Raw genomic sequence first — 23,975 nt, 5'->3', positions numbered from 1 at the left:
ACAATCCTGCCTCGTTACTGGCCCGAATCGGGAACCGAGTAAACGATGAGTAAGTTGCATAGGTGTGGGCCCACGATCACGGGGGCGCACGGGGGGCCCACGAACCCGAGGGCCTGACGGATCAACAGCGAACTTCGAGGTGCGCACCTTGGCTTTCCAGATGCCGGACCGCGGCGGAGGCCCCCCGACGGGGCCGCGGATCAGAGTGGGCCGCCCGTCCCGGCGTGTCCGAACCCTGCTGATGACACTTGGTGTCCTTGCCGTGCTCGCCATGGCCTTCACCATGTTCGCGGGATTCTGGACGGACTGGCTCTGGTATCGGTCGGTCCACTACTCGTCGGTGTTCACGACGACCCTGTGGACCAAAATCGGACTTTTCTTCGTCTTCGGTCTGCTGATGGCACTCGCCGTCGGGTTCAACATCTGGCTGGCCCACCGGCTGCGGCCGCCGCTGAGCGCCATGTCGATGGAGCAGCAGAACCTCGACCGGTACCGGATGGGCATCGCCCCGTACAAGAAGTGGCTGCTGCTCGGCATCACGGCCCTGGTCGGCCTGATCGCCGGCGCCTCGGCCTCCGGTCAGTGGCGGACCTGGCTGATGTGGGTCAACGGCGTGCCCTTCGGGCAGAAGGACCCCCAGTTCAAGCTGGACGTCTCCTTCTACGCCTTCGACCTGCCCTGGTACCGGTTCCTGCTCGGCTTCGGCTTCGCCGCCGTGATCATCTCAGTGATCGCCGCCGCGCTCACCCACTACCTGTACGGCGGGCTCCGCGTCACCAGCCCGGGCGCGCGCGCCACGGCCGCGGCCACCGGGCACCTGTCGGTGCTCATCGGCGTCTTCGTCGCCCTCAAGGCGGTCGCCTACTGGCTGGACCGGTACGGGCTGGCGGTGAAGTCCAGCGACTTCAAGGCGACCGACAGCTGGACCGGTCTGAGGTACGTCGACGCCAACGCCTACCTGCCGGCCAAGACGATCCTGTTCTGCATCGCCGTCATCTGCGCGCTGCTGTTCTTCGCCACCATCTGGCGGCGCACCTGGCAGCTGCCCGTGATCGGCCTCGGCCTGATGGTGCTCTCCGCGATCCTCATCGGCGGTCTGTACCCGGCGCTGGTCCAGAAGTTCCAGGTCCAGCCGAACGAGCAGGCCAAGGAGGCGCCGTACGTCGAGAAGAACCTCAAGGCGACGCGCGACGCCTACGGCATCGAGGGCACCCAGGTCACCGAGTACCCGGGCGTGAGCCAGACCAAGGACCAGACCAAGCTCCGTGACGACGTGGACGCCGCCGCGTCCATCCGGATCATGGACCCGAACGTCATCTCGCCGACGTTCCAGCAACTCCAGCAGATGAGGAACTACTACGCGTTCCCGAACAACCTGGACGTCGACCGCTACGCCAAGGACGGCAAGGACCAGGACACGGTCATCGGTCTGCGCGAGCTGAACCTGGCCGGCATCCCGAAGAAGAACTGGATCAACAACCACTTCCGCTACACCCACGGCTACGGAGTGGTCGCGGCCAAGGGCACCGAGGTCGACTCCGAGGGCCGTCCGGTCTTCACCGAGTCCGACCTGCCCTCCAAGGGCGACCTCGGGACGTACGAGCAGCGGATCTACTACGGCGAGAAGACCAGCACGTACTCGATCGTCGGCGGTCCCCAGAAGGAGATCGACTACTCCGACGACAACGGCGAGAAGACGTTCAGCTACAAGGGCGACGGCGGGGTGGACCTGTCCAGCCCGATCAACCGGGCGGCGTACGCGGCAGCGTTCAGCGAGCCGCAGATCCTCTACTCCGGTGCGATCGGCGAGGGCTCGCGGATCCTGTACAACCGCACGCCCAAGGAGCGCGTCGAGGCGGTCGCCCCGTGGCTGACCATCGACGGCGACGCCTACCCGGCGGTGGTGGACGGCCGTATCCAGTGGATCGTCGACGCGTACACGACGACGAACGGCTATCCGTACGCCTCGCGTACGACGCTCGGCGACACGACCGCGGACTCGCTGACCGCGGCCAACGACCAGCGCGCGGTGGTGGCCCAGCAGAACCAGGTCAACTACATCCGCAACTCCGTGAAGGCGACCGTCGACGCGTACAGCGGTGACGTCAAGCTCTACCAGTGGGACACCAAGGACCCGGTCCTCAAGACCTGGATGAAGGCGTTCCCGAACACGGTGCAGGACAAGAGCGAGATCTCCGACAAGCTGATGGCGCATCTGCGCTACCCGCAGGACCTGTTCAAGGTCCAGCGCGAGCTGCTCACGCGCTACCACGTGAAGGACGCCAACACCTTCCTCAGCGGCAGCGAGGTGTGGCAGGTGCCGGACGACCCGACCAACAAGTCGGGCGACGCGGTACCGCCGTACTACCTGAGCATGAAGATGCCCGATCAGAAGCAACAGGCGTTCTCGCTCACGACGACGTTCACGCCCAACGGGCGTGACAACCTCAGCGCGTTCATGGCGGTCGACGCCGAGGCCGGGACAGAGGGCTACGGCAAGATCAGAATCCTGAAACTGCCGACCAGTACGACCGTCAACGGACCGAAACAGGTCCAGAGCCAGTTGAACTCCGAGCAGGACATCGCCGAGACCATCAGGCTGCTGAGAGGCGGCGACTCCGAGGTCGAGTACGGCAACCTGCTGACGGTGCCGCTCGACGGCGGCCTGTTGTACGTCGAGCCGGTCTATGTGCGCGGTGGGGACCTCAAGTACCCGCTGCTGCGCAAGGTCCTGGTGAGCTACGGGGGCAACACCGCCTTCGAGAACACGCTCGACGAGGCCCTCGCCAAGGTCTTCGGTGAGGCGGAGGGAGGCTCGACCCAGCCACCACCGGACGAGGGCGAGGACACCACCGAGCCACCGCCGACCTCCAGCAACCCGACGGTCCGGGAAGCGCTCAGTGACGCGCAGAAGGCCTTCGACGCCGGCCAGAAGGCGCTGGAACAGAAGGACCTCGCCGCGTACGCGGAGGCGCAGAAGGATCTGGAGGAGGCTCTGCAACGCGCCGAGGACGCGCAGGCCCAGGCCGACGAGAGCGGCGGCAAGAACAGGGACGACAAGAACGGGGACAAGGGCGAGGACGGCAAGGCCAGTCCGAGTCCGGACCCCACCGGCGATTCCGGCTCGGGCCAGGGCAGCGGCTGACCCCGTTGCTTCGAGCTGAGCGTTAGAGCTGGTCAAAGCCCATCCCGCGCCGTGCTAGGGTTGTGAACACAACGGCGCGGGGTGGAGCAGCTCGGTAGCTCGCTGGGCTCATAACCCAGAGGTCGCAGGTTCAAATCCTGTCCCCGCTACTGAAGTCGTGAGCTACGTGCGAACGACCATGAAGGCCCGGATTCCGAAAGGGATCCGGGCCTTTGTGATGTGCGAACGCATGTGCCGGTGAGGGCTACGGCCGCGCCGCCAAGGGGAGTTGGGGAGATCTGTGTTTGACTTGTCTCCCTGTGGGCATGTCGACAAAACGCTGAAGTGACCTCACTGGCTGCGGTATACCGGATGTACCCAGGTTGCAGGTGGTGCGACGATGGACGTTATGGGGGACATGGCAAATCTGTTCGGGACAGGGCGTTTTGCGCAGCCGTCCGGTCAGGAGGAAGCCGCGGACGAGGCCCAGGAGGCCGCCGACGAGGCTGCCGAGGAAGTGCGCCTGCGGCTCGCCGTCGAAGCCGGCGAGGCGGAGGCGATGAGCGTCCTCGGCGCGATGCTGCTGCGCCGCGGCGACTTCGACGGAGCCGAGTCCCATCTGCGTGCCGCCACCGCGGCCGGTGACCGGGCCGCCGCCAACAACCTGGGCGTCCTGCTGCACCAGCGCGGATACGCCGACGAGGCCGCCGGATGGTGGCGGATCGCCGCCGTCGCCGGGTCCGCCGCGGCCGCCCACGCGCTGGGGCGGCACTTCCGCGAGCGCGGGGACGAGCCCGCCGCCGAGTACTGGCTGTGCCAGTCCGCCGAGCAGGGCCATGTGCTGGGCGCCTACGCGCTCGCCGACCTGCTGGAGCACCGCGGCGACGACGCCGGCGCCGAGCGGTGGATGCGGGCCGCGGCCGACCGCGGGCACCGGGAGGCCGCGTACCGGCTGGCCCGGACGCTGGACCGGCGCGCCGGTCAGGGCCGGGCCGGTGACGACGGGGCAGCGGCCCCCGCGGCCGAGGAGACCGAGCAGTGGTACCGCCAGGCCGCCGCGCGCGGCCACCGGCGGGCCGCACTGCACCTCGGGACGATCCTGGAGAAGCGGGGCGAGCTCAAGGAGGCCGGCCGCTGGTACCTGACGTCCGCCAAGGACGGCGAGGCCCGCGCCGCCTGCGCGCTCGGCTTCCTGCTGCGGGACGCCGGGGACAGCGAGAGCGCCGCCGTGTGGTGGCTGCGGGCCGCGCAGGACGGTGACGGCAACGCCGCCAACGCGCTGGGCGCGCTGCACGCCGAGCGCGGCGAGACCCAGACCGCCGAGCGCTGGTACCGGGCGGCCATGGACGCCGGGGACGACAACGGGGCGTACAACCTCGGGCTCCTCTGCGCCGAGCAGGGGCGCACCACGCAGGCCGAGCAGTGGTACCGCCGGGCCGCGTACGCCGGACACCGGGAGGCCTCCAACGCGCTGGCCATCCTGCTGCTGCGCGGCGGGGACGAGACCGGCGCCGAGCCGTGGTTCTCCAAGGCCGCCGAGGCGGGCAGCGTCGACGCCGCCTTCAACCTCGGGATCCTGCACGCCGGACGGAGCGAGGACCGGGCGGCGCTGCGCTGGTACGAGCGGGCCGCCGCCGCCGGGCACACCGAGGCGGCGTTGCAGGTCGGGATGGCGCGCCTGCGCGACGGCGACGAGCGCGAGGCCGAGCGGTTCCTGCGGTGCGCGGCGGGGGGCGGCAGCGCGGAGGCCGCGTACCGGCTGGCGGCGCTGCTCGACGCCCGCCGGCCGCCCGCGCCCGCACACGAGCTGGGGGAGACGGCACAGGAGAAGTCCGAGTGCGAGGAGTGGTACGAGCGGGCGGCCTCCCAGGGGCACCGGCGGGCCCAGGTGCGGGTCGGGATGCTGGCCGCGGCCCGCGGTGACGTGGTGGAGGCGGCGCGTTGGTACCGGGAGGCGGCCGAGGCCGGGTCGCGCAACGGCGCGTTCAATCTCGGGCTGCTGCTGGCCCGGGAGGGGAGCGAGCCGGAGGCCGTCGTGTGGTGGCGCCGGGCGGCGGACGCCGGGCACGGACGGGCGGCGCTGCGGCTGGCGCTGGTCTGCGCGCGGCGCGGGGAGCTGGCCGAGGGGCAGCGGTGGGCGGACCGGGCGGTGTCTCTGGGGCCGCGGGAGGTGGCTGAGCGGGCGGCTCGGTTGCGGGACGCGTTGCGGCAGGAGTTGTCGGCGTGACGCGTGCCGCTGCGCTGGGCCGGGGGTGCCTTCGAAGGCGCCGGTGTTGTCGCTGGCCGGGGGCGGCGGGGTGGGTCGCGTGGTCCGGCGCTGCCCGGGTGCCGCTGCGCCCAACCGTGCCGCCCCTGGGGGTACCTCCCAGGCCGTTCAGGCACTGGGGGAGGCACGACTGCCCGCAGCTACGGCGGCTGTGACTGCCCGCAGTTCCGGGGCGATTTGCTTCTCGTCGTGGGGTTGACGTAATGTTCCATTCATCGACGCGGGGTGGAGCAGCTCGGTAGCTCGCTGGGCTCATAACCCAGAGGTCGCAGGTTCAAATCCTGTCCCCGCTACTGAAGGCCGAGGGCCGGAATCCGAAAGGGTTCCGGCCCTCGGTGCGTTGGCACCCACGCGTTGGCACTCACGCGAAAGAGCCCCGGCGCCTGACGGTGCCGGGGCTCTCGTGCGAGGGGAGGGGGCTTACGCCGCCGCGCAGTTCGGGCAGGTGCCGCGGTACGTCACCTCGACGTCCGAGACGGTGAAGCCGAAGCGCTCCGAGTCGGGGAGGTCGGCCAGCGGGTTGCCGATCGGGTGGACGTCGCGGATCGCGCCGCACTGGGCGCAGACCAGGTGGTGGTGCGGCTGGTGCGCGTTCGGGTCGTAGCGCTTGGCGCGCTTGTCCGTCGCGACTTCCAGCACCTCACCGAGCGACACGAGCTCGCCCAGGGTGTTGTAGACGGTCGCCCGGGAGATCTCCGGGAGCTTGCCCACAGCCCTGGCGTGCACCTCGTCGGCCGTCAGGTGGACGTGTTCGCCGTCGAGGACCTCGGCCACGACGCGCCGCTGCGCGGTCATGCGCCAGCCGCGTCCACGCAGCCGTTCCAGTAGGTCACTCATACAGACCAGCCTAACAGCAAGGGGGACCAGGTCCCGAACGTGTGTGACTTTGGAGTCTTACTTGACTTAGACATTGTCCATTGTAGGATCGGGAGTGGCATTAGCCAAGGGACAGGTTTTGCAGGATTGGCGCAGGAGGCGTACGTGACACAGGGACCGCTCACTACGGAGGCCGGGGCTCCGGTAGCCGACAACCAGAACAGTGAGACCGCGGGCATCGGCGGCCCCGTGCTCGTCCAGGACCAGCTCCTGCTGGAGAAGCTGGCCCACTTCAACCGTGAGCGCATCCCGGAGCGTGTCGTGCACGCCCGTGGCGCCGGCGCCTACGGCACCTTCACGGTGACCGCCGATGTCACCAAGTACACCCGGGCGAAGTTCCTGTCCGAGGTCGGCAAGGAGACGGAGACCTTCCTCCGCTTCTCCACCGTGGCCGGCAACCTGGGCGCGGCGGACGCCGTCCGTGACCCGCGCGGCTTCGCGCTGAAGTTCTACACCGAAGAGGGCAACTACGACCTCGTCGGCAACAACACCCCGGTGTTCTTCATCAGGGACGCCATCAAGTTCCCGGACTTCATCCACACCCAGAAGCGGGACCCCTACACGGGCTCGACGGAGATGGACAACGTCTGGGACTTCTGGAGCCTGTCGCCGGAGTCGACGCACCAGGTGACCTGGCTGTTCGGTGACCGGGGCATTCCGGCGTCGTACCGCCACATGGACGGCTTCGGCTCGCACACCTTCCAGTGGAACAACGAGGCCGGCGAGGCCTTCTGGGTCAAGTACCACTTCAAGACCGACCAGGGCATCAAGTGCCTCACGCAGGCCGAGGCCGACAAGCTCGCCGGTGCGGACCCCGACTCCCACCAGCGCGACCTGCGTCAGGCCATCGAGCGCGGCGACTTCCCGTCCTGGACCGTCGGCGTGCAGATCATGCCCGTCGCCGAGGCCGCGAAGTACCGCTTCAACCCGTTCGACCTGACCAAGGTGTGGCCGCACGCGGACTACCCGGTCATCGAGTTCGGCAAGCTGGAGCTCAACCGCAACCCGGAGAACGTCTTCGCCGAGGTCGAGCAGTCGATCTTCTCCCCGGCGCACTTCGTGCCCGGCATCGGCCCGTCCCCGGACAAGATGCTCCAGGGCCGCCTGTTCGGCTACGGCGACGCCCACCGCTACCGCGTCGGCATCAACGCCGACCACCTGCCGGTGAACCGTCCGCACGCCACCGAGGCGCGCACCAACTCCCGTGACGGCTACCTGTACGACGGCCGCCACAAGGGTGCGAAGAACTACGAGCCGAACAGCTTCGGCGGCCCGTTCCAGACGGACAAGCCCCTGTGGCAGCCGGTCGCCGTCTCCGGTGTCACCGGCGAGACCGCGACTCCGTCGCACGCCGAGGACAACGACTTCGTCCAGGCGGGCAACCTCTACCGGCTGATGACGGACGAGGAGAAGGAGCGGCTGATCGACAACATGGCCGGCGCCCTCTCCGACGTCTCGCGCGACGACATCATCGAGCGCGCGATCAACAACTTCCGTCAGGCCGACGGCGACTTCGGCAAGCGGCTGGAGGCCGCGGTCCAGGCCCTGCGCGGCTGACGTCCAGCACTGGACCGCTTGTCGTGGCGGCGGGCCGGATCCCCGGGTACGGGGGTCCGGCCCGTTCGTCGTGTCAGCCGGAGTGTCGTCGGCGAGCCGTCGTCAGGCGATCACCGCCGGTGCCTCGGGGCGCGAGCGTTCCGGGGCCCAGCAGCGGATGATGTCGCGGACCGAGACGATGCCCGCGGGCTCGCCGCGGTCGAGGACGATGAGGTGGCGGAAGCCGCCGTGCGCCATCGCCCGGGCCGCCTCCTCCACGGTCCAGGAGGGCGCGGCGAACACGACGTCGGTGGTGGTGTGGGCGTGGGCGCGTTCGATGTCCGGGTCCTGGCCCATGCCGACGGAGACGAGGACGTCGCGTTCGGTGAGGATGCCGATGCCGCCGGCGTCGGGGTCGTACACCACGGCCGCGCCGACGCGGCGCGCGGACATCAGTGCGGCGGCCTGGCGGAGGGTGTGGGCGGGGCCGATGGTGAGGACTACCGTGCTCATGGCTTCGCGGACGAGCATGGGTGGAGCCACCTCCTGCCGGTGATCCATGAGTTAGTTCATGGATTCACAAGTTCACAAGTGGGGGGACTCTCAGAGTGGCAGGCAAAGCACGGGTCAACAAGAGGGCGGGCGGGGGCGCGTAGGGGGGGGCGTCAGGAAGGCGCTCAGTAGCGCTGGTTGAGATACCCGAGAAGCTCGTCGTGCAGCCGCCCGTTCGACGCCGCCGCGTTGCCGCTGTTCGGGCCGTGGCGGCCGTCGAGGCCGGTGAAGGTGCCGCCTGCCTCCGTGACGATGATCGCGGGGGCGGCCATGTCCCAGAGGGAGAGCTCGGGTTCGGCGCAGATGTCGACCGAGCCCTCGGCGACCATCATGTACGGCCAGAAGTCGCCGTACGCGCGCGTGCGCCACACCTCGCGGGTCAGGTCGAGGAAACCGTCGAGCCGGCCCTGCTCCTCCCAGCCGCTGAGCGAGGAGTACGCGAAGGAGGCGTCGGAGAGGGCGGAGACCTGGGAGACCTGGAGCCGGGAGGCCGAGGTCAGGCTGCGGCCGGTGAAGGCGCCGTGGTCCTTCACCGCCCACCAGCGGCGGCCGAGGGCCGGGGCGGAGGCGAGGCCGACGACGGGCTGGTAGCCGCCCTCGCCCGCCTCCATGAGGGAGATGAGGGTGGCCCAGACGGGGACGCCGCGCACGTAGTTCTTGGTGCCGTCGATCGGGTCGATGATCCAGCGGCGGGGACCGGTGCCCTCGACGCCGTACTCCTCGCCGAGGACCGCGTCGCGGGGGCGGGCGCGGGCGAGGTGGCCGCGGATGAGTTCCTCGGCGGCCTTGTCCGCCTCGCTCACCGGGGTCATGTCCGGCTTGGTCTCGACCTTCAGGTCAAGGGCCTTGAAGCGTTCCATCGTCGCGGCGTCGGCGGCGTCCGCGAGGACGTGGGCGAGGCGGAGGTCGTCGAGGTAGTCGGGCATGCGGTCACGGTATCTGTCGGGGGCGGGGCGGGGCTACCAGGGGTTTGGCGGGGCGGAGTGGGATCCGGGGCTGGGCGGTGGTGACGGGCGGGTGTGCGGCCCGGTGTTGGCGGGGTGCGGGTGTGCTCGGTGCGGGGCGGAGGTGGGTGTGTGGTGCGGCGTGGCGGGGTGCGGGTATGGTCGGTGCGGGGCGGAGGTGGGTGCGCGGCCCGGTGTTGACGGGGTGCGGGTCTGCCGGGGCTGGGTGGAGGTGGGTGCGCGGCCCGGTGTTGGTGGGGTGCGGTCTGTCGGGCCCGGGCGGAGGCCGGTGCGCTGCCCGGCGTCGCGGGGTGCCGCTGCGCCCACCCGTGCCGCCCCAGCGGCACGACTGCCCGCAGCTACGCCGGGACTGCGCCGGGAAGTGACTGCCCGCAGCTGCGCCGGGACTGCGCCGGGAAGTGACTGCCCGCAGCTACGCCGGGACTGCGCCGGGAAGCGGCTGCCCGCAGCCGCGGCGGGGGAAGCGGATGCCCGTGCGAGGGCTCTTGACAGTGCTCCCATACCCGTCAAATCTGGGCACCAAGTCGCTCGGCCCGAGGGAGGCGATGGTGCCTGCAGCCCGGGAGTCCCTGCTCGATGCCGCCTACACGGCGCTGGCACGTCGGCCGTGGTCCGCTGTGCGGATGGTGGACGTGGCGGCGGCGGCCGGGGTGTCCCGGCAGACCCTGTACAACGAGTTCGGGAGCAAGGAGGGCCTCGCCAGGGCGCTCGTCCGCAGGGAGGCGGACGGGTATCTGGCCGGCGTGGAGCGCGCGCTCGCCGGTGGTCCCGGCGGTGCCGTCGACCTTCGTGAACGGCTCACCGCCACCGCGGAGTGGACCACGTCCGCCGCCCGCGAGAACGCGCTGGTACGGGCCATGCTCACCGGCTGCTGGAGCGAGCGGCTGCCCGCCCCGACCCTGACGGCGGTGCCGTCGGCCTCCGCGGTGCCGGCCCAGCGCCGGGCCGACGGTCCGCTGCCCTCGCCCGGGGACTTCGTCGCCCTCGTACGCGACCGTGCCGTGGCGGCCCTGAACGGCGCCGGCCCGCTCCCGCCGTCGAACACCACCGAGCTGGCCCGCTCCTGCGAACTGGCCGTGCGTCTCGCCCTGTCCTGCGTCGCGGCGCCGCCCGCCGAGGGCGGGGTGGCGGAACTCGTACGCACCGCCCTGCCGCGCCAGTTGACGGCCTAGCGGCGATGCGTCAGTGCGCCGAGCCCGACAACTGGAGCCCGATCACGCCGATGATGACGAAGCTGATCGAGACGATCTTCAGGGTCGACACCAGATCGCCGAGAAAGACCATGCCGTAGATGGCGGTGCCCGCCGCACCGATGCCGGTCCACACCGCGTACGCCGGACCGACGTCGAGCTTCTTCAGGGCGAGGGTCAACAGGCCGAAACTGCCCAGCGCGAAGACGCAGAAGGCAATGGTGGGCCAGAGGCGGGTGAAGCCGTGCGACAGCTTCAGGCAGACCGCGAAGCCGGTTTCGAGCACCCCGGCCACTATGACCAGCAGCCACGCCATGTCTTGTCCTCCCGTAGTCCCGTACCGTGACCGCTGCGTCGCCTGGTCTTCTTCATATGGTCGCTACGTCCGGCTTTGCTCAGGCTTGGATCCGGCTTGGTGCGATTATGCACTTACCGGTGGCAGGGCACGGCAAACAACGCGAAGGTCAGTCGCCTTCCTTCCGTTCCCGCGTCGACAGCAGTCGGCGCAGCGAGTACAGCCGCGCCGGATCCGCGTGTCCCTCGGCGACCCACGTGTCCAGCGCGCAGTCGGGCTCGTCGTGACCGCACGCGCGCGGGCAGCCCTCCGTGCCGGGCACCAGGTCGGGGAAGGCGTTGATCACCCGTGACGGGTCGATGTGCGCCAGGCCGAACGACCGTACGCCCGGGGTGTCGACGACCCAGCCGCCCGCCTCGGAGGACAGCGGCAGGGCGAGCGCTGAGGTCGTCGTGTGCCGGCCGCGGCCCGTCACCGCGTTGACGTGGCCCGTCACGCGGCGGCGGTCCTGGGGCACCAGCGTGTTGACGAGTGTCGTCTTGCCGACGCCGGAGTGCCCGACGAAGGCCGTGATCTTGCCGTCCAGATGCTCCCGTACGAGGTCGGCCGCGGCGCCGTTCTCCAGGCCCTCGCGGCTGGTGACGACGTAGGGGATGTCCAACGCCCCGTACAGCTCCAGGAGTTCGTCCGGCGGCGCGAGGTCCGACTTGGTCATGACCAGCAGCGGGGTGAGGCCGCCGTCGAACGCCGCGACCAGGCAGCGGTCGATCAGGCGGGGACGCGGCTCGGGGTCGGCGAGGGCGGTGACGATGGCGAGCTGGTCGGCGTTGGCGACGACCACCCGCTCGTAGGGGTCGTCGTCGTCCGCCGTGCGGCGCAGGACGGAGGTGCGCTCCTCGATGCGGACGATGCGGGCGAGGGTGTCCTTCTTGCCGGACATGTCACCGACCAGCGCCACCCGGTCACCGACGATCGCGGCCTTGCGGCCCAGTTCGCGGGCCTTCATCGCCATCACGACCCGGTCCTCGACGAGGCAGGTCAGCCGGCCGCGGTCCACGGTGAGGACCAGGCCCTCGGCGGCGTCCTCGTGTTTGGGCCGGGTGTGGGTGCGCGGCCGGTTGCCCTTGCGGTTGGGGCGGGAGCGGATGTCGTCCTCGTCGGTGTGCTTGCCGTAGCGGCGCATGGCGAACCGTCCCTACGCCCCGAGCATCCCGGTCCACAGGTCGGGGAATTCGGGCAGGGTCTTCGCGGTCGTCGCCACGTTCTCGATCTGCACCCCCTCCACCGCGAGGCCGAGGATCGCGCCGGCGGTTGCCATGCGGTGGTCCTCGTAGGTGTGGAAGACCCCGCCGTGCAGCCGGCGCGGGCGGATGTGCAGGCCGTCGGCGGTCTCGGTGACGTCGCCGCCGAGTTCGTTGATCTCCTTGGTGAGCGCGGCCAGGCGGTCCGTCTCGTGCAGGCGCAGGTGCGCCACCCCGCGCAGCGTCGACGGGGAGTCCGCGAGGGCGGCGACGGCGGCGATGCCCGGGGTCAGTTCGCCGACCTCGCCGAGGTCGACGTCGATGCCGTGCACGGCACCCGATCCGGTGAAGACCAGCCCGTAGTCGGTCAGTTCGCAGGAACCGCCCATCTCGGTGAAGATCTCGCGGAGCCGGTCGCCGGGCTGGGTGGTGCGGGACGGCCAGTCGGGGACCACGACCTTGCCTCCGGTCACCAGCGCCGCCGCCAGGAACGGCTGGGCGTTGGACAGGTCCGGCTCGATCGTCAGGTCGCGGCCGAGCAGCGCGCCCGGCGTGACCCGCCAGACGTTCGGCTCGCCGCCGGACTCCGGGGTGTCGACCTGGGCGCCGACCGAGCGCAGCATGTCGACGGTCATGCGGATGTGCGGCATGGACGGCAGCGCGGAACCGGTGTGGCGGACCTCGACACCCTGGTTGAAGCGCGGGCCGGACAGGAGCAGGGCGCTGACGAACTGCGAGGACGACGACGCGTCGATCTCGACCGGGCCGCCCTCCAGGGCTCCGCCGCCGTGCACGGTCATCGGCAGCGCGCCGCGCGCGTCGTCGTCGATGCGGGCACCCAGCACGCGCAGCGCGTCGATCACGCCGTGCAGCGGGCGCTCGTACGAACGCGGGTCGCCGTCGAAGCGGATGGCGCCGTCGGCGAGCGTGGCGACCGGCGGAAGGAAGCGCATGACCGTGCCGGCGTTGCCGACGTCGACCGTGGCCGGGCCGCGCAGGCCGGCCGGGATGACCCGCCAGAACTCGCCGGTGCCGTCCGGACCGACACCCTCCTCGATCTCGACGCCCATCGCGCGCAGCGCACCGGCCATCAGCAGGGTGTCGCGGGAGCGCAGCGGGCGGCGCAGCCAGCCGGGCTCGGAGGCGAGCGCGGCCAGCACCAGGGCGCGGTTGGTGACCGACTTGGACCCGGGCACGTGGACGGTCGCGTCGACGGCCCCGCTCGCGTGCGGGGCGGGCCAGAGGGCGGTGTGCGTGGGGTTCACGGTCATGGGCCCCACTTTAATGGCTGAGGACGATCGGAGATCTTGATCAAAAGCGGCGAAACCTGACCGAAAGCGTGACAGTGCAATTCGACTGCGCAATTGCCCTGCATATATGCGAGGGCGTGGGGCCGGTATGCGGGAGCGTCGGGCCGGACGTGCCCCGGCTCACAGCTCCAGCAGCCAGCGCACCCCGCCGATCAGCGAGCACAGCGACACCGCGTGGAACAGGAAGAACCACACCCCCGCCGGTGCGTGGGTCAGGCGGGCCAGCTGGTCCGCGTCCGAGTCCCCGGCGCCGCCCCGTGCCCGCTTGGCCTGCAGCTCGAACGCCGGCCGCACCCCGCCGAGCAGCAGGAACCACACCACCGCGTACGCGAACGCCGCCTGCACCTGCGGCCCGGCCAGCCAGGACACCAGGACGAACGTGGCGCCGGTGACCACCACCGTCAGCACCCCGTACGCGTTGCGGACCATCACCAGCAGGGCGACCAGCAGCGCCGTCGCCAGCCACAGCAGCAGGGTGATGCGCCCCGCGGCCAGCAGCGCGGCGCCGCCGAGACCGAGCAGCGGGGGAGCGGTGTAGCCGGAGACCGCGGTCAGGATCATCCCGAGCCCGTGCGGCTTGCCGCGGCTCACGGTCAGGCCGCTGGTGTCCGAGTGCAGCGTGATGCCGGTCAGCGTGCGCCCGGTGAGCAGGGCCACGAGCCCGTGGCCGCCCTCGTGGGCGATGGTGATGGCGTTGCGCGCTATCCGCCACAGCCCGTGCGGCACGACGACGGCGAGCGCGGCGGCCAGGGTCGCGATGACCACCCACAGGTCGGGATCGGGCTGGGTGCCGGAGACCTCGTCCCAGAGGGAGGTGAGCGAGGCCGTAGCGAGGTGGTCCATGTTCGGTGAGGGCTCCTCGTATCAGCGCGGGGTCTGGCAGTGTGGCACGTATGTGCGGACGGTATCTGAGACGCTGGCGTAACAGGGATCGTTCCTGACGGCAAACATGCAGGTCACAGTGTTAGAGCCCCGGAGCGATCCGGGGCTCCTGCTTTACCCGTGCTGACTGCGTGCTGACCTGTAGACACCTGTGATCACCCCAGGGAACCCGTTCCGTGCTGGGCTGGTGCTGATCTCCTTGCACACGAGGCGCTGGTCCGTGAGTGCGAGGCTCGTACCAATCCCGGTGTGCCTGTGTGGGCCGTATGTGGCTGCTTCAGATGCAGCGTGACCAAGGCCACACCGTGAGGCACCGGTGATCGTTGAGTGCCTGGTTCACATGGTGCCTTTCAGAACCCGGTCCGTGACTGGCTCGGGGTCTCCGCCGTGAGCCTGGCGCTGCACTCCCGGTGCCGTGGAGTGCGCCCAGGCTGGTCGCTGGCGGCCCTCAACCGCGATGACGCTCACACCGTGCATGAGCACCGGCGGCATCGGCCTGGCTCGTTGGCAAGACGGTGTCTCACGTGGCGATCTTGGCGAGCTTCTTGCAGCAGGTCATGACTGCCGCGAGCCCGAGGAGGGCGAGGAAGTGGCTGCCCTTGCGTTCGTAGCGGATGGTCAGGCGGCGGTATCCGAAGAGCCATGAGATCGCTCTCTGGACCTTCCATCGGTGCCTTCCGAGGCGTTCGGGGGACTCCACGCCCGGCCGGGCGATCCGTGGAGTGATGTGGCGTTCGCGCAGCCACGCCAGGTTGCCGGCAGAGTGGTACGCCTTGTCGGCCCGGACCTTGTTGGGACGTCGTCGGCGAGGGCTGCGGCGTGAGCGGACGGCCGGGATCCCGAGGGTGAGTGGGCGAAGCGCTTGGACGTCGTTGACGTTCGCGGCGGGCACCCCGACGACCACGGGCAGTCCCTGCGCGTCGGTCAGAACGTGCAGTTTCGACTCCGGCGGCGGCGCCCACGAGTTCGTCGCCTGGCTCGCCGAGCGCGGCCGGTGGCTTTCGTACTCGGTCGGCATGACCATCACCGAGCAAATCCACCAGGCCGCCCTCAAGGTTCCCGCCACGCCCTGGGCGGCAGCGATCGAGCGCGGCGGGGAGATCCGGGACGGCGCCTGGGTCGCCGAACTGTCCGGCGACTGTCTGAAGGGCTGGCCGAGGGGAATGCGGCTGATCGTCCGCAAGGAACGGCCCCATCCCGGTGCCCAGTTGAGGATCGACGCCGACGGACTGCGGATGACCCGTTTCGCCACCAACACCACCGTCATGCCGATCGCGGCACTGGAGCTGCGACACCGCCAGCGGGCGCGGGCCGAGGACCGCATCCGGGCCGCGCGGGCCACCGGCCTGCGCAACCTGCCCCTGCACAACACCGCGCAGAACCAGATCTGGCGGGAGATCGTCCAGCTCGCCCTGGACCTGCTGGCCTGGATGCCGATGCTCGCTCTGACCGGCGAGATCCGCAGGTGGGAGCTCCGCCGTCTCCGGCTCCGTCTCTTCTCCGCAGCCGCCCAGCTCGTCACCACCGCTCGCCGCCGGCACCTGAGATTCGCCCGTTACTGGCCCTGGACCGACGTGATCACCGACGCCCTGGCGCGGCTCGAAGCCCGCCCGAACCCCGGCTGACCAGCACGTTCCTGTCCCTGCAAGCAGCACCACCCCGACCGGAGCCGTGGAACCCGGCGCCCACCCGACGTGGCAGCCGGGCCATCAGCCTGACCACCACCGGCCCGAACGGCCAAAACGCCTGCCGAAGAAACCGACAGACCGTCACGAAAGATCGAGGCTAGCGGGCGCGATCAGGGGTGCAGTCGAGCGGAGCGGTGAACCATCCCGGACTCGGGACGGCGTCATGCGTGACGCTGACCAGTGTTGCTGATCTCCTCGCCCAGGTCGTCGACTACTTCGGCGACCGTATCCAACCAGCGTAGATCGGCTGCAAGGTGGTCGAAGGCATAATCCAGCGACAGGGCTGCGGCCGGAGAGGATTCTACGGCCTCCCTTCTTGCAAGCAGCTCCTCAACCCGTGACTTGTACATGTCGCGCTGACGGCTCAGCATCCCCGCGGCTACCGTTCGGTCGCCATCCAGCAGAGCGACGACCAGTTTGGCGAAGATCTCGTTGGTAATGAATGGTGCTGGTGGTATGGATTCGGCCAACCAGAGGCGTAGCTTCTTGACTCCGTCGTGCGTTACGCAATATCGGGTCCGTTCGGGTGCCCCGTCAGCTTGAGTGTCGAGAACCTCGATGTGACCATCGCGTGCCAAACGCTGAAGCGTTGTGTAGACCTGTCCGTAGGCAAGTGGCCGCGCCTCTGGGAAGCGGGCGTCGTGCTGCCTCTTGAGTTCGTAGCCGTGCTGCGGTCCAGTGGCCAAGATTCCCAGCAGCACATATGGGATGCTCACGGACGCCAGTATGCATCATGTGGCTGGTTGCCACGCGGGGCAGGAATCTGGTGACGGCTGCTCCAACAGCGTTGAGTGACCGCCCCTCTCTGGCGGCCGATTTTGAGCCACACGAGTCCTGAGGATGCCGTAACTATCCACGCGCCGTAGCGCCCAGCGGGGCCCTCATTTGCTGCGCTGAGCGCTGGAGCGTCATCAGTACCTACTCGGGGGCTGGGCGTTGGTAGAGGGTTATGTTTATGCCCTGAGCTTTGTCTCGGTAGGCCGGTGAGAGGCCCGCGTGGGCGAGGGCTTGCTCTTGGGCGGCCGAGGCGCGGGCGGCGAACTTGCCGGAGCCGGGGGAAAGATGGACGCAGGCTATACGCCAAACGCGGGTTGCCCTGAACAGGCGACGCTCCAGAAGCGCCGGGTTGGCTGGCAGGCTGTTCACCGTGCCGCGCTCGGCGGCCGTCTGGGCGGTGCCCAGGTCTGGGAGGCGGGCGAAGGTCTCCGGATAGGCGGAGGCGATCAGGTCGCATCGGCCGCCGCTGAAGAGGACGCCGTCCCCGGGGGCGGCTCGGTCCTGGAGAGTGGCGATGAGGCTCTTGGTGTCCCATGGGCGGCTGTCCTGCTGACGTATGGCTTGGTGGGACAGGGCGAAGGGGATGGCCAGCATGAGTGCGAGCAGCAGCTGCGCCGGTCGTGGGAGGACGCTCAAGGCCGCCGCGAGCAGCAGTGCTAGGGCTGGCAGACAGTACAGCAGGTAGCGGTAAGCGAAGAGGGGGTGATGGATGGATATGGCCATGAGAAGCAGCGGGGGCACAGCCAGCCAGGGCAGACCGACGGTGAGGGTCAGGGGCGGGGCCGCGTGCCGGCGTGCCACGAGGAGGGCCATGGCGACGAGGGCAGTCGGGGGGAGCAAGAACGTCAGGACACCGGGGAGGAGGCCCTGGCCGGGAGAGAGCAGCCAACTGAGGAAGTTGTACGGGGTTGAGACGGTGATCGGTGATATTTCACCCACGGCGGAGCGCTGGGAGAAGCCGAGAACCAGTATTGGGACGACGGCAGCGAAGCCTGCGGCCTGGGCGAGGAGCAGGCGTAAGACCACTCGCCGGATGGGGCGTTGTAGCACAACGGTCAATGCGTGGGCGCCCACCAGTAGTAGACTCAGCACGTTTAACCAGCCCAGCAGAGCTATCAGTACGGCATACCCTGCCGGCCACCACCGACTACCGGCCATGGTCTTCACCAGGGCGCACGTAGCCAACACTGCCACCGCCATGACGAAGGCGAACGAGCGGGCCTCTTGTGCGTACCGCGACGCAGTCGGCAGGACGGCGATGAATAGCCCGGCGTACAAGCCGAGGCGTGAACCCCCTAGTAGCCGCCCCAGCCACGAGAGGCCGGCTGCCGCGACTGCCAGTGCGAGAGCGGAGGGCAATCGCATGGTGAATTCGCTGACTCCGGCTACCCGTCCGGTCAGGTGCATCAGGACGTAGTGCAGGCCGTGCACCGCGTCCACCTGCCCCAGCATCTGCTCCAGTTGAGGCCAGGGGCGGCGAGCCACGTCCATCGTGACGATCTCATCGGTCCATGGGGAGGGGCCCGTGATCCCCCACAGGCTGAGGACGAGCCCGACGATCGGAGGCGCCCACGAGGCCACCTGCCTCCAGTGGGCAGGGCCGGCAGATGTAGCAAGGACCACCGGCGTGGTGGGACGGGGCGAGCTGACGGTCACCGATGCCGGCTTCGATGGCGGCACTCTGGCGCGGCAGAGCGACGCAAGGAGGGCGACTTGCCCGGAGGAGAGCACTCAGGTAAGCGGTGAACGGCGTAGGACGTGGCGTCGAGCATCAGGATCTACCCCCCATATTCACAAGACTATGTGAAACAGCCAAACGATGGGAGGCGCAGCAAGGGGGGAGCTTCTGCGCAAAGTCCGCAAGCTTGGTGGTGGGCGAGCCCTGCGAGAACTGAGACCGCACCGTGCGTAGACAGACTGCTGCACGGATAGGTGACACCTGACCTGGCTTGCTGAGGGGCGGCCTAGAAGGATGTTGCAGTGCCCAAGCCGTATCCGGCTGAGTTCCGCGAGGACGTCGTGGGGTCGCGCGCACCGCGAGCCCGGCGTCACGCTGGAACAGATCGCCTCCGACCTCGGCGTCCGCCCGATCACGCTGTCGAAGTGGCTGCGCCGTGCCGAAACCGACGAGGGCGCCAGGTCCGCACCGGCGTCGGGTGAGTCGGCCGAACTGCGCGAGGCCCGGGAACGGATCCGGCTGCTGGAGCATGAGAACGAGGTACTCAGAAGGGCTGTGGCCTATCTGTCGCAGGCGAACCTGCCGTCAAAATGATGTACCCGCTCGTCCGCGAGCTGGCCGCCGCCGCTGCTCCTCACCGGGTGCCGGTGGCGGTGACGTGCCGGGTGCTCGGGCTGGACCGCCAGCCCTACTACCGGTGGCTGGCCCGGTCGGTCATCGCCACCGAGCTCGCCGAGGCGTGCCGTGCCGACGCCCTGTTCGACGCTCACTGCGACGACCTCGAGCTCGGTCACCGCTTCCTCCTCGACGAGACCCATGCCGCTGGTGAGCCGATGGCCGAGCGGACCGCCTGGCGGATCTGCCCGGACAACGGCTGGTGGAGCGCGTTCGGCAAGCGCAGAGGCCGGGCAAGAACGTCAAGGCCGACCCTCCGGTCCACGGTGACCGGGTGCGGCGGGACTTCACCGCCGACGGGGCCGAACCGGCTGTGGCTGACGGACATCACCGAGTACGCCACCGGCGAGGGCAGGTTGTATCTGTGCGCGGTTAAGGACGTGTACTCCGGACGCATTGTCGGCTATTCCATCGATGCCCGGGTGCAGTCCGGCCTCGCGGTGAGAGCCCTGGAATCAGCCGTCGCCCGCCGCGGTCAGGTCGCCGGATGCACTGTTCATTCCGATCGCCGGTCGCAGCTTCGCTCACGGTAGTTCGTCACAGTCCGTGCACGTCACGGCGTGGTCGGCTCCATGGGCCGGGTCGGGGCCGTCGGCGACAACGCGGCCATGGAGAGCTTCTTCGCGCTGCTGCAGAAGAACGTCCTCAACCGCCGCACCTGGGCCACCGCCAGGAACTGCGAATCGCGATCGTCACCTGGATCGAGCGCACCTACCACCGCCGCCGGTGCCAGAAACGCCTGGCCCGATTGACCCCGTTGAGTACGAGACCATCATGACCCCACCCGCAGCCCTGGCTGCATAAACCCCACTGTCACCCGGTCCTGCAGCAGCCCCGGAAGATTTAGGCCACAATATCGAGCTGGTGACTCATTTTCGCGCAACTAGTGAGCAATGAGCGGGCGGACTGCGTGGCACGAGGTGAATTTAGTGGCGCGAGGATCGCCGGCAATAGATCGCTGAACTAGGAAAACAAGATCAGGTGGCAGTTGTGGTGTGCGTTCTTCCACCGCGACATCGAACCCATATCCGTTGCGAAGATGCGGGATGCGAGGCACGGCCGAAAGATGTGGCCGAATTCTAGCGTGATCTAACTAACAGGTGAACTTGAGATTACTAGGTGTGTTCAACGTGTGTGCGATTTCACCCGATGTGCACATTCGGCGTGAGGCATATGACGGACGGTGGTTGAAGTGGACAGCGAGCTTCCGGCGTCGGGAGTGAAGGGGGTTGAAGCCGGGTCGGTGCGATGGCAGCGTGGCGATGCGGTCACGGCGGGTGATGGATCGCTGCGGTGGCCGCAGTTCTGATCACGCACAACAACGGGAGAAGCTGTGTCAATCAGTAAGAATGTCGGCAAGATCTTGGTGGGCGGCGTTGCCGTGGTCGCCCTCTCCGGGGTCGGTTCGGCCTATGCCGGCGGCGCCGGAGAAAACCTGTACTCGACCACCACTGGTGCGTCAACATGGAGCGACGAGCCCAATTCGTCCGTGGCGGTCAAGGACAAGGCCGTGGACGGGGACGCCGTGTACAGCCTGTACGACCGTCGGTACAACACAGGCAAGCGTTTGGACAACGGCAGTGGTGAGGGAACCACCGTGTACTCGAGCGGCGACTTCACCAACTACATATCCAAGGTGACCGCTTGCGTCAACCTCAACAACACGCCGGACCGGTGCGGCCCGGACGACCGTCCTGGCGACGGGCGCTGAGGCATTCATGATGCGGTGGGGCGCTCCGGGGCGCCCCACCGCTACCGCATGTCGGGGGGACAGAGCACAGTGAGGGTGGGGCAAGTGGGCAGGGCACATGGTGAGGCGGCGGAACCGCAGCCGGTACTGGAGATAGCGGGCCTCGGCTATGCGATAGGTGGGAGGACGCTGTTCGACGGCCTCTCGCTCTCCCTGGGGGCGGGTGAGTCGGTCGCTGTGACGGGGCCGAGCGGCTCTGGGAAGAGCACGCTCCTGTCATGTGTGCTCGGCCTGATCAAGCCTGACAGTGGATCGGTGGCTGTGACCGGTGCGGCCGTCACTGGGCTTCGGCAGGCAAAGCTGGCCCGTTTGCGCGCCCAGTCCATAGGCATGGTCTTCCAGTTCGGTGAGCTTCTCCCGGAACTGAGTCCCCTGGACAATGTGTACCTGGCGGCACTACTGGCCCGTGGCGGCCGCGGCTTGGAGGTGCGGGAGCGGGCACAGCAGCTCCTCGATGACCTGGGAGTTCCGCGGGCTGCGACGAGCCAGGAGCTCTCCGGTGGAGAGCGGCAGCGTACGGCGGTGGCCCGCGCGCTCATAAACGAGCCAGCGTTGCTTCTGGCGGACGAGCCGACAGGGGCGCTGGACTCCGAGGCTCAGGACAGGACTGCCGAATTGCTGTTCGGCCTACCGCGGCAGTATGCGTGCGGCTTGTTGGTGGTCACCCACGATCCGGGCATTGCTGCCCGTGCGGACCGCACGCTGCACCTTTCGGCCGGTGTCCTGGCGTCGGCCGTTGCAGGTGGGGCGCAGTGATGGTCGGCGCAAGTGCTGGCAACCTTCCGCAGCGGCTCCTGACGGTCGGGCGGGCTGCCGGTCGACGGGCGGAGGCGGGAGGCGTCCGTTTCGTTGCTCTCCTTCTTGCCACTGTGGTCCTGTCCGTCACGTTGGCCGGTCTGGCAGCGGTCCATGCCGTGTATGTGGGCAAGGAGGAGCGCCGGGTCGCGAGAACTCCGGTGGTTCAGGTGCGCGCTGGCGGCCAAGGGTCCACCACCTGGTTGGTGGGCTCCGACTCGCTTGTGAACGAGCGGCGTTTCAGTGTCGTGTTCCTGGCTCCGCACGAGGGCGATGCGCCTCTGCCGCCGGGCGTGGAGCGATGGCCGGCACCCGGGCAGGCCGTGCTGTCGCCGGCCTTGAGGGAGGCGGGGGCGGCCGAGGGCATCGATCGCCGCTACGGCGAACTGGCTGGCACCATCAAGATGTCCGGCCTCGATGAGCCGACGGAATGGCTCGCCTATGTCCGCCCGCGTGACGGCCTCAGCGACAAAAGGCCGAGCGATGTCATTGTTGGGTTCGGGTCGGCGGTCGACGGGCTGTTCGCGCCTGGTCTGGAGCCCGGTTCGGGGCGCGTGGATGACAAATCCGAGTGGATGTTCTTGGCTGCCGTGGCCGGCATGCTCGGACTGCCGGGGCTGGCCCTGCTGCTGATCGCCGTGCGTACAGGGGCTCACGCTCGCGATCGCCGAACCGCTCTGGTTGCCGCGCTCGGCGGACGGCGGGCGGATCGCGCCTTGGTGGCCGTCGGTGAGGCCGGATATCCGGTGCTGCTCGGTGCGTTGCTCGGCGGGGCGGCTGTGGCGTGGGCCATGCTCGACGACCTTCGCATTCCTTTCACCGGATATGTTCTGTCTTCCGAGTATCTGCGTCAGTACGGCTGGTGGGTCGTTTTCGTACCCGTTGCGGTCCTTGTGGCGGTCCTCGCGGCTGTTGTCGTTGCCGAGCTGGCCCCGCGTCGGGGCGCGATGGGGACTCGGCCTTACAGTCAGGTCGCCTCGGCCTGGCTGCCGCGCCTTGCCGCGCTGTTCCCTGTCATGTTTCTGGTGGCTGTGCGGGGTCCTGACTTCGTCGGATCCGACTCCGGGCCGCGTGCTCTGGTCAGCTGGGCAGGCATTGCGGGTACGATCCTGACGCTGCCGGCGGCCATGGCGGTCGCCACCGCGGCTGCTGGGCGGGTCATCGCCCGCTGGGGGCAGTCACGCGGTTTGGCTGGAACCCTTGTGGCAGGGCGCCGTGCGAACACCTATCCGGGCAGCACCGCTCGGTTGATCACCGGCATTACGGTGGCATTGATCGTTCTCCTGCAAGCGGTCGCCTGGCAGGGGCTGTTCGGCTCACAAAGCGCGGACGCGCAGCACACTCTCGATCGAATAGGAAGGAGCGCCCTGTCCGTCGGTGTCCGGGGCAAGGTGTCGGACGGGGCCATGACCACGTTCCTGAACCGCCTGCCGGACAACACCGAAGCCCTCCTCCTTGCGGGGTCGGGCGGCGGCAGTGGTGGCACTGGCCCTATGAGGCTCTACGGCGACTGCCCGGCCCTGGTCGCCCTGCACCTCGAGTGCCCTGCACTCGCAGCCCGCATCAACGGGGCGCCGCAAGACCCCAGACTGCAAGAACTGATCAGATGGACCCCGCACGACACCTTGGTGACGGAGATTCGCCGTACCGACCTTCGTGAACTCGCTCACCGCGCAGCCGAATCCGCTGAGAATTCCTCTCTCGTGCTCGTACGTCGTGACGGGGCGGCCGTCCCCGTCGCCGCTGTCAAGCAGCTGGCCCACGAGGTGCTCCCGCGCGGAGCGCGGGCCAGTGCCCCGGGCGAGGACGAACTGACCGCTGGCATCCCCAACCGGGACCAGGGACGTTGGAGTACATTGCTGGGTCTGATCGGCGTCGCTGTGCTCACGGTCACCGCCGGCCTCAGTGCCATGGCGGAGTTCCTTCGTCACGGCCGGGCACTCGCACCACTGTCCGTACTCACCGGTGGACTCCGCGTCTTCCGCACGAGTGCCGGCTGGTCCGTCTTTATGCCGCTCCTCTTGGCGGCGCTCGCTGGGAATGCTGTCGCGGCCGGCCTCGCGGATCCGGTTTCCACAAGCGACGACGCCTTCCTCACCCACGAGTTGACCATGTCGGCTGCTTCTACCGTCCTGGCTGTCGGGGCTCTCATGTGGTTGTGGGCAAGCACAGTCGCGGTGCGACAGGCCCGCCGTTGGCGCCCGCGCGGTGACTGACGAGCAATGCTCAAGACCTAATAGCAGTGCACGGTGGCGGGTGACCCCTACTCAAGACCTGGAGCCGGACTCCTCTCCACAGGCAGAGGGCCCCGTTACCGTGCATCTGCCGGAGTACGTCGCACATCTCCACGATGACGTCATGATCGTGACCCGAGC

General features: G+C 69.0%; 17 protein-coding genes, 2 tRNA genes and 2 pseudogenes. 11 read left to right on the top strand and 10 right to left on the bottom strand.

Features of this window, described 5'->3' with window-relative positions:
- Nucleotides 1-160: 160 nt before the first annotated feature.
- The 4 genes from RI578_RS13560 to RI578_RS13545 all read left to right on the top strand — a co-directional run bounded on the left by RI578_RS13560 (nucleotide 161) and on the right by RI578_RS13545 (nucleotide 5,683).
- Nucleotides 161-3,145 carry a UPF0182 family protein gene (locus RI578_RS13560; protein ID WP_310875755.1) on the top strand — a complete coding sequence of 995 codons (2,985 nt, stop codon included), beginning with the start codon at nucleotides 161-163 and terminating at the stop codon, nucleotides 3,143-3,145.
- A gap of 75 nt (nucleotides 3,146-3,220) precedes the next feature.
- Nucleotides 3,221-3,294: transfer RNA gene (locus tag RI578_RS13555), tRNA-Met, on the top strand.
- A 239-nt stretch (nucleotides 3,295-3,533) separates the two neighbouring features.
- Nucleotides 3,534-5,351, top strand: coding sequence for a tetratricopeptide repeat protein (locus RI578_RS13550; RefSeq protein ID WP_310871324.1), 1,818 nt, complete (start codon nucleotides 3,534-3,536; stop codon nucleotides 5,349-5,351).
- Between the two features lie 258 nt (nucleotides 5,352-5,609).
- Nucleotides 5,610-5,683, top strand: a tRNA-Met gene (locus tag RI578_RS13545).
- A gap of 127 nt (nucleotides 5,684-5,810) precedes the next feature.
- Here the strand turns inward: RI578_RS13545 and RI578_RS13540 are convergent.
- Nucleotides 5,811-6,227: a Fur family transcriptional regulator gene (locus RI578_RS13540; RefSeq protein WP_310871323.1), complete on the bottom strand. Its 417-nt coding sequence runs from the start codon at nucleotides 6,225-6,227 to the stop codon at nucleotides 5,811-5,813.
- Between the two features lie 144 nt (nucleotides 6,228-6,371).
- Between RI578_RS13540 and RI578_RS13535 the strand changes: the two genes are divergently transcribed.
- Nucleotides 6,372-7,823: a catalase gene (locus tag RI578_RS13535; RefSeq protein ID WP_310871322.1), complete on the top strand. Its 1,452-nt coding sequence runs from the start codon at nucleotides 6,372-6,374 to the stop codon at nucleotides 7,821-7,823.
- Between the two features lie 102 nt (nucleotides 7,824-7,925).
- Here the strand turns inward: RI578_RS13535 and RI578_RS13530 are convergent, their stop codons facing one another.
- Nucleotides 7,926-8,333, bottom strand: a complete 408-nt coding sequence (locus tag RI578_RS13530) for a CBS domain-containing protein (protein ID WP_310871321.1) — start codon at nucleotides 8,331-8,333, stop codon at nucleotides 7,926-7,928.
- Between the two features lie 146 nt (nucleotides 8,334-8,479).
- The gene (gene hisN / locus RI578_RS13525) at nucleotides 8,480-9,280 is read right to left on the bottom strand and encodes a histidinol-phosphatase (protein WP_310871320.1); all 801 of its coding nucleotides are present in this window, start codon (nucleotides 9,278-9,280) and stop codon (nucleotides 8,480-8,482) included.
- Nucleotides 9,281-9,864: 584 nt separating this feature from the next.
- Here hisN and RI578_RS13520 point away from each other — a divergent pair.
- Nucleotides 9,865-10,491, top strand: a complete 627-nt coding sequence (locus RI578_RS13520) for a TetR/AcrR family transcriptional regulator (protein ID WP_310871319.1) — start codon at nucleotides 9,865-9,867, stop codon at nucleotides 10,489-10,491.
- Between the two features lie 10 nt (nucleotides 10,492-10,501).
- Here the strand turns inward: RI578_RS13520 and RI578_RS13515 are convergent, their stop codons facing one another.
- From RI578_RS13515 to RI578_RS13495, 5 genes are all read right to left on the bottom strand, one after another.
- The gene (locus tag RI578_RS13515; RefSeq protein ID WP_121749126.1) at nucleotides 10,502-10,825 is read right to left on the bottom strand and encodes a multidrug efflux SMR transporter; all 324 of its coding nucleotides are present in this window, start codon (nucleotides 10,823-10,825) and stop codon (nucleotides 10,502-10,504) included.
- Between the two features lie 148 nt (nucleotides 10,826-10,973).
- Nucleotides 10,974-11,987 (bottom strand): ribosome small subunit-dependent GTPase A, encoded by a 1,014-nt coding sequence (gene rsgA, locus RI578_RS13510; RefSeq protein ID WP_310871318.1) that lies wholly within the window; start codon nucleotides 11,985-11,987, stop codon nucleotides 10,974-10,976.
- 12 nt (nucleotides 11,988-11,999) lie between these two features.
- Entirely contained in the window at nucleotides 12,000-13,316 is a 1,317-nt protein-coding gene (gene aroA / locus RI578_RS13505) for a 3-phosphoshikimate 1-carboxyvinyltransferase (protein WP_310871317.1), read from the bottom strand.
- Nucleotides 13,317-13,475: 159 nt separating this feature from the next.
- Nucleotides 13,476-14,198 carry a M50 family metallopeptidase gene (locus RI578_RS13500; RefSeq protein WP_310871316.1) on the bottom strand — a complete coding sequence of 241 codons (723 nt, stop codon included), beginning with the start codon at nucleotides 14,196-14,198 and terminating at the stop codon, nucleotides 13,476-13,478.
- A 559-nt stretch (nucleotides 14,199-14,757) separates the two neighbouring features.
- On the bottom strand, nucleotides 14,758-15,255 hold the full coding sequence (locus tag RI578_RS13495) for a transposase (RefSeq protein ID WP_310871315.1): 498 nt from the start codon (nucleotides 15,253-15,255) through the stop codon (nucleotides 14,758-14,760).
- On the opposite strand from RI578_RS13495, the pseudogene RI578_RS13490 reads away from it, so the two are divergent.
- Nucleotides 15,179-15,862, top strand: a pseudogene (locus tag RI578_RS13490) (transposase); the annotation flags it as partial. The gene RI578_RS13495 and the pseudogene RI578_RS13490 sit on opposite strands and share 77 nt — an antisense overlap.
- A 224-nt stretch (nucleotides 15,863-16,086) precedes the next feature.
- On the opposite strand, the gene RI578_RS13485 reads toward RI578_RS13490, so the two are convergent.
- Both RI578_RS13485 and RI578_RS13480 read right to left on the bottom strand, forming a co-directional pair.
- Nucleotides 16,087-16,641 (bottom strand): PadR family transcriptional regulator, encoded by a 555-nt coding sequence (locus tag RI578_RS13485; protein ID WP_310871314.1) that lies wholly within the window; start codon nucleotides 16,639-16,641, stop codon nucleotides 16,087-16,089.
- Nucleotides 16,642-16,843: 202 nt separating this feature from the next.
- Nucleotides 16,844-17,542, bottom strand: coding sequence for a hypothetical protein (locus RI578_RS13480; protein WP_310871313.1), 699 nt, complete (start codon nucleotides 17,540-17,542; stop codon nucleotides 16,844-16,846).
- Between the two features lie 1,140 nt (nucleotides 17,543-18,682).
- On the opposite strand from RI578_RS13480, the pseudogene RI578_RS13475 reads away from it, so the two are divergent.
- The 4 genes and pseudogenes from RI578_RS13475 (at nucleotide 18,683) to RI578_RS13460 (ending at nucleotide 23,816) form a co-directional block, all read left to right on the top strand.
- A pseudogene (locus tag RI578_RS13475) lies at nucleotides 18,683-19,859 on the top strand (IS3 family transposase).
- Nucleotides 19,860-20,388: 529 nt separating this feature from the next.
- Nucleotides 20,389-20,766, top strand: coding sequence for a hypothetical protein (locus RI578_RS13470; protein ID WP_310871312.1), 378 nt, complete (start codon nucleotides 20,389-20,391; stop codon nucleotides 20,764-20,766).
- A gap of 84 nt (nucleotides 20,767-20,850) precedes the next feature.
- Entirely contained in the window at nucleotides 20,851-21,561 is a 711-nt protein-coding gene (locus RI578_RS13465) for an ABC transporter ATP-binding protein (RefSeq protein WP_310871311.1), read from the top strand.
- Nucleotides 21,561-23,816 (top strand): ABC transporter permease, encoded by a 2,256-nt coding sequence (locus RI578_RS13460; RefSeq protein WP_310871310.1) that lies wholly within the window; start codon nucleotides 21,561-21,563, stop codon nucleotides 23,814-23,816. Before RI578_RS13465 ends, RI578_RS13460 begins: the two co-directional genes overlap by 1 nt.
- The last annotated feature ends 159 nt before the right edge of the window (nucleotides 23,817-23,975 follow it).

It is taken from the genome of Streptomyces sp. BB1-1-1 (genome assembly GCF_031597775.1).
GTDB classification, from domain to species: domain Bacteria; phylum Actinomycetota; class Actinomycetes; order Streptomycetales; family Streptomycetaceae; genus Streptomyces; species Streptomyces thinghirensis.
This window is presented reverse-complemented; position numbering and strand designations above follow the sequence as displayed.

What these genes read in the sequence shown, in the direction of transcription:
- hisN (WP_310871320.1), bottom strand. Translation starts at nt 9,280, where the DNA reads ATGCCCGACTACCTCGACGACCTCCGCCTCGCCCACGTCCTCGCGGAC.
- RI578_RS13495 (WP_310871315.1), bottom strand. Translation starts at nt 15,255, where the DNA reads ATGCCGACCGAGTACGAAAGCCACCGGCCGCGCTCGGCGAGCCAGGCG.
- RI578_RS13500 (WP_310871316.1), bottom strand. Translation starts at nt 14,198, where the DNA reads ATGGACCACCTCGCTACGGCCTCGCTCACCTCCCTCTGGGACGAGGTC.
- RI578_RS13520 (WP_310871319.1), top strand. Translation starts at nt 9,865, where the DNA reads ATGGTGCCTGCAGCCCGGGAGTCCCTGCTCGATGCCGCCTACACGGCG.
- RI578_RS13560 (WP_310875755.1), top strand. Translation starts at nt 161, where the DNA reads ATGCCGGACCGCGGCGGAGGCCCCCCGACGGGGCCGCGGATCAGAGTG.
- RI578_RS13540 (WP_310871323.1), bottom strand. Translation starts at nt 6,227, where the DNA reads ATGAGTGACCTACTGGAACGGCTGCGTGGACGCGGCTGGCGCATGACC.
- RI578_RS13460 (WP_310871310.1), top strand. Translation starts at nt 21,561, where the DNA reads ATGGTCGGCGCAAGTGCTGGCAACCTTCCGCAGCGGCTCCTGACGGTC.
- RI578_RS13530 (WP_310871321.1), bottom strand. Translation starts at nt 8,333, where the DNA reads ATGCTCGTCCGCGAAGCCATGAGCACGGTAGTCCTCACCATCGGCCCC.
- RI578_RS13515 (WP_121749126.1), bottom strand. Translation starts at nt 10,825, where the DNA reads ATGGCGTGGCTGCTGGTCATAGTGGCCGGGGTGCTCGAAACCGGCTTC.
- RI578_RS13550 (WP_310871324.1), top strand. Translation starts at nt 3,534, where the DNA reads ATGGGGGACATGGCAAATCTGTTCGGGACAGGGCGTTTTGCGCAGCCG.
- rsgA (WP_310871318.1), bottom strand. Translation starts at nt 11,987, where the DNA reads ATGCGCCGCTACGGCAAGCACACCGACGAGGACGACATCCGCTCCCGC.
- aroA (WP_310871317.1), bottom strand. Translation starts at nt 13,316, where the DNA reads ATGACCGTGAACCCCACGCACACCGCCCTCTGGCCCGCCCCGCACGCG.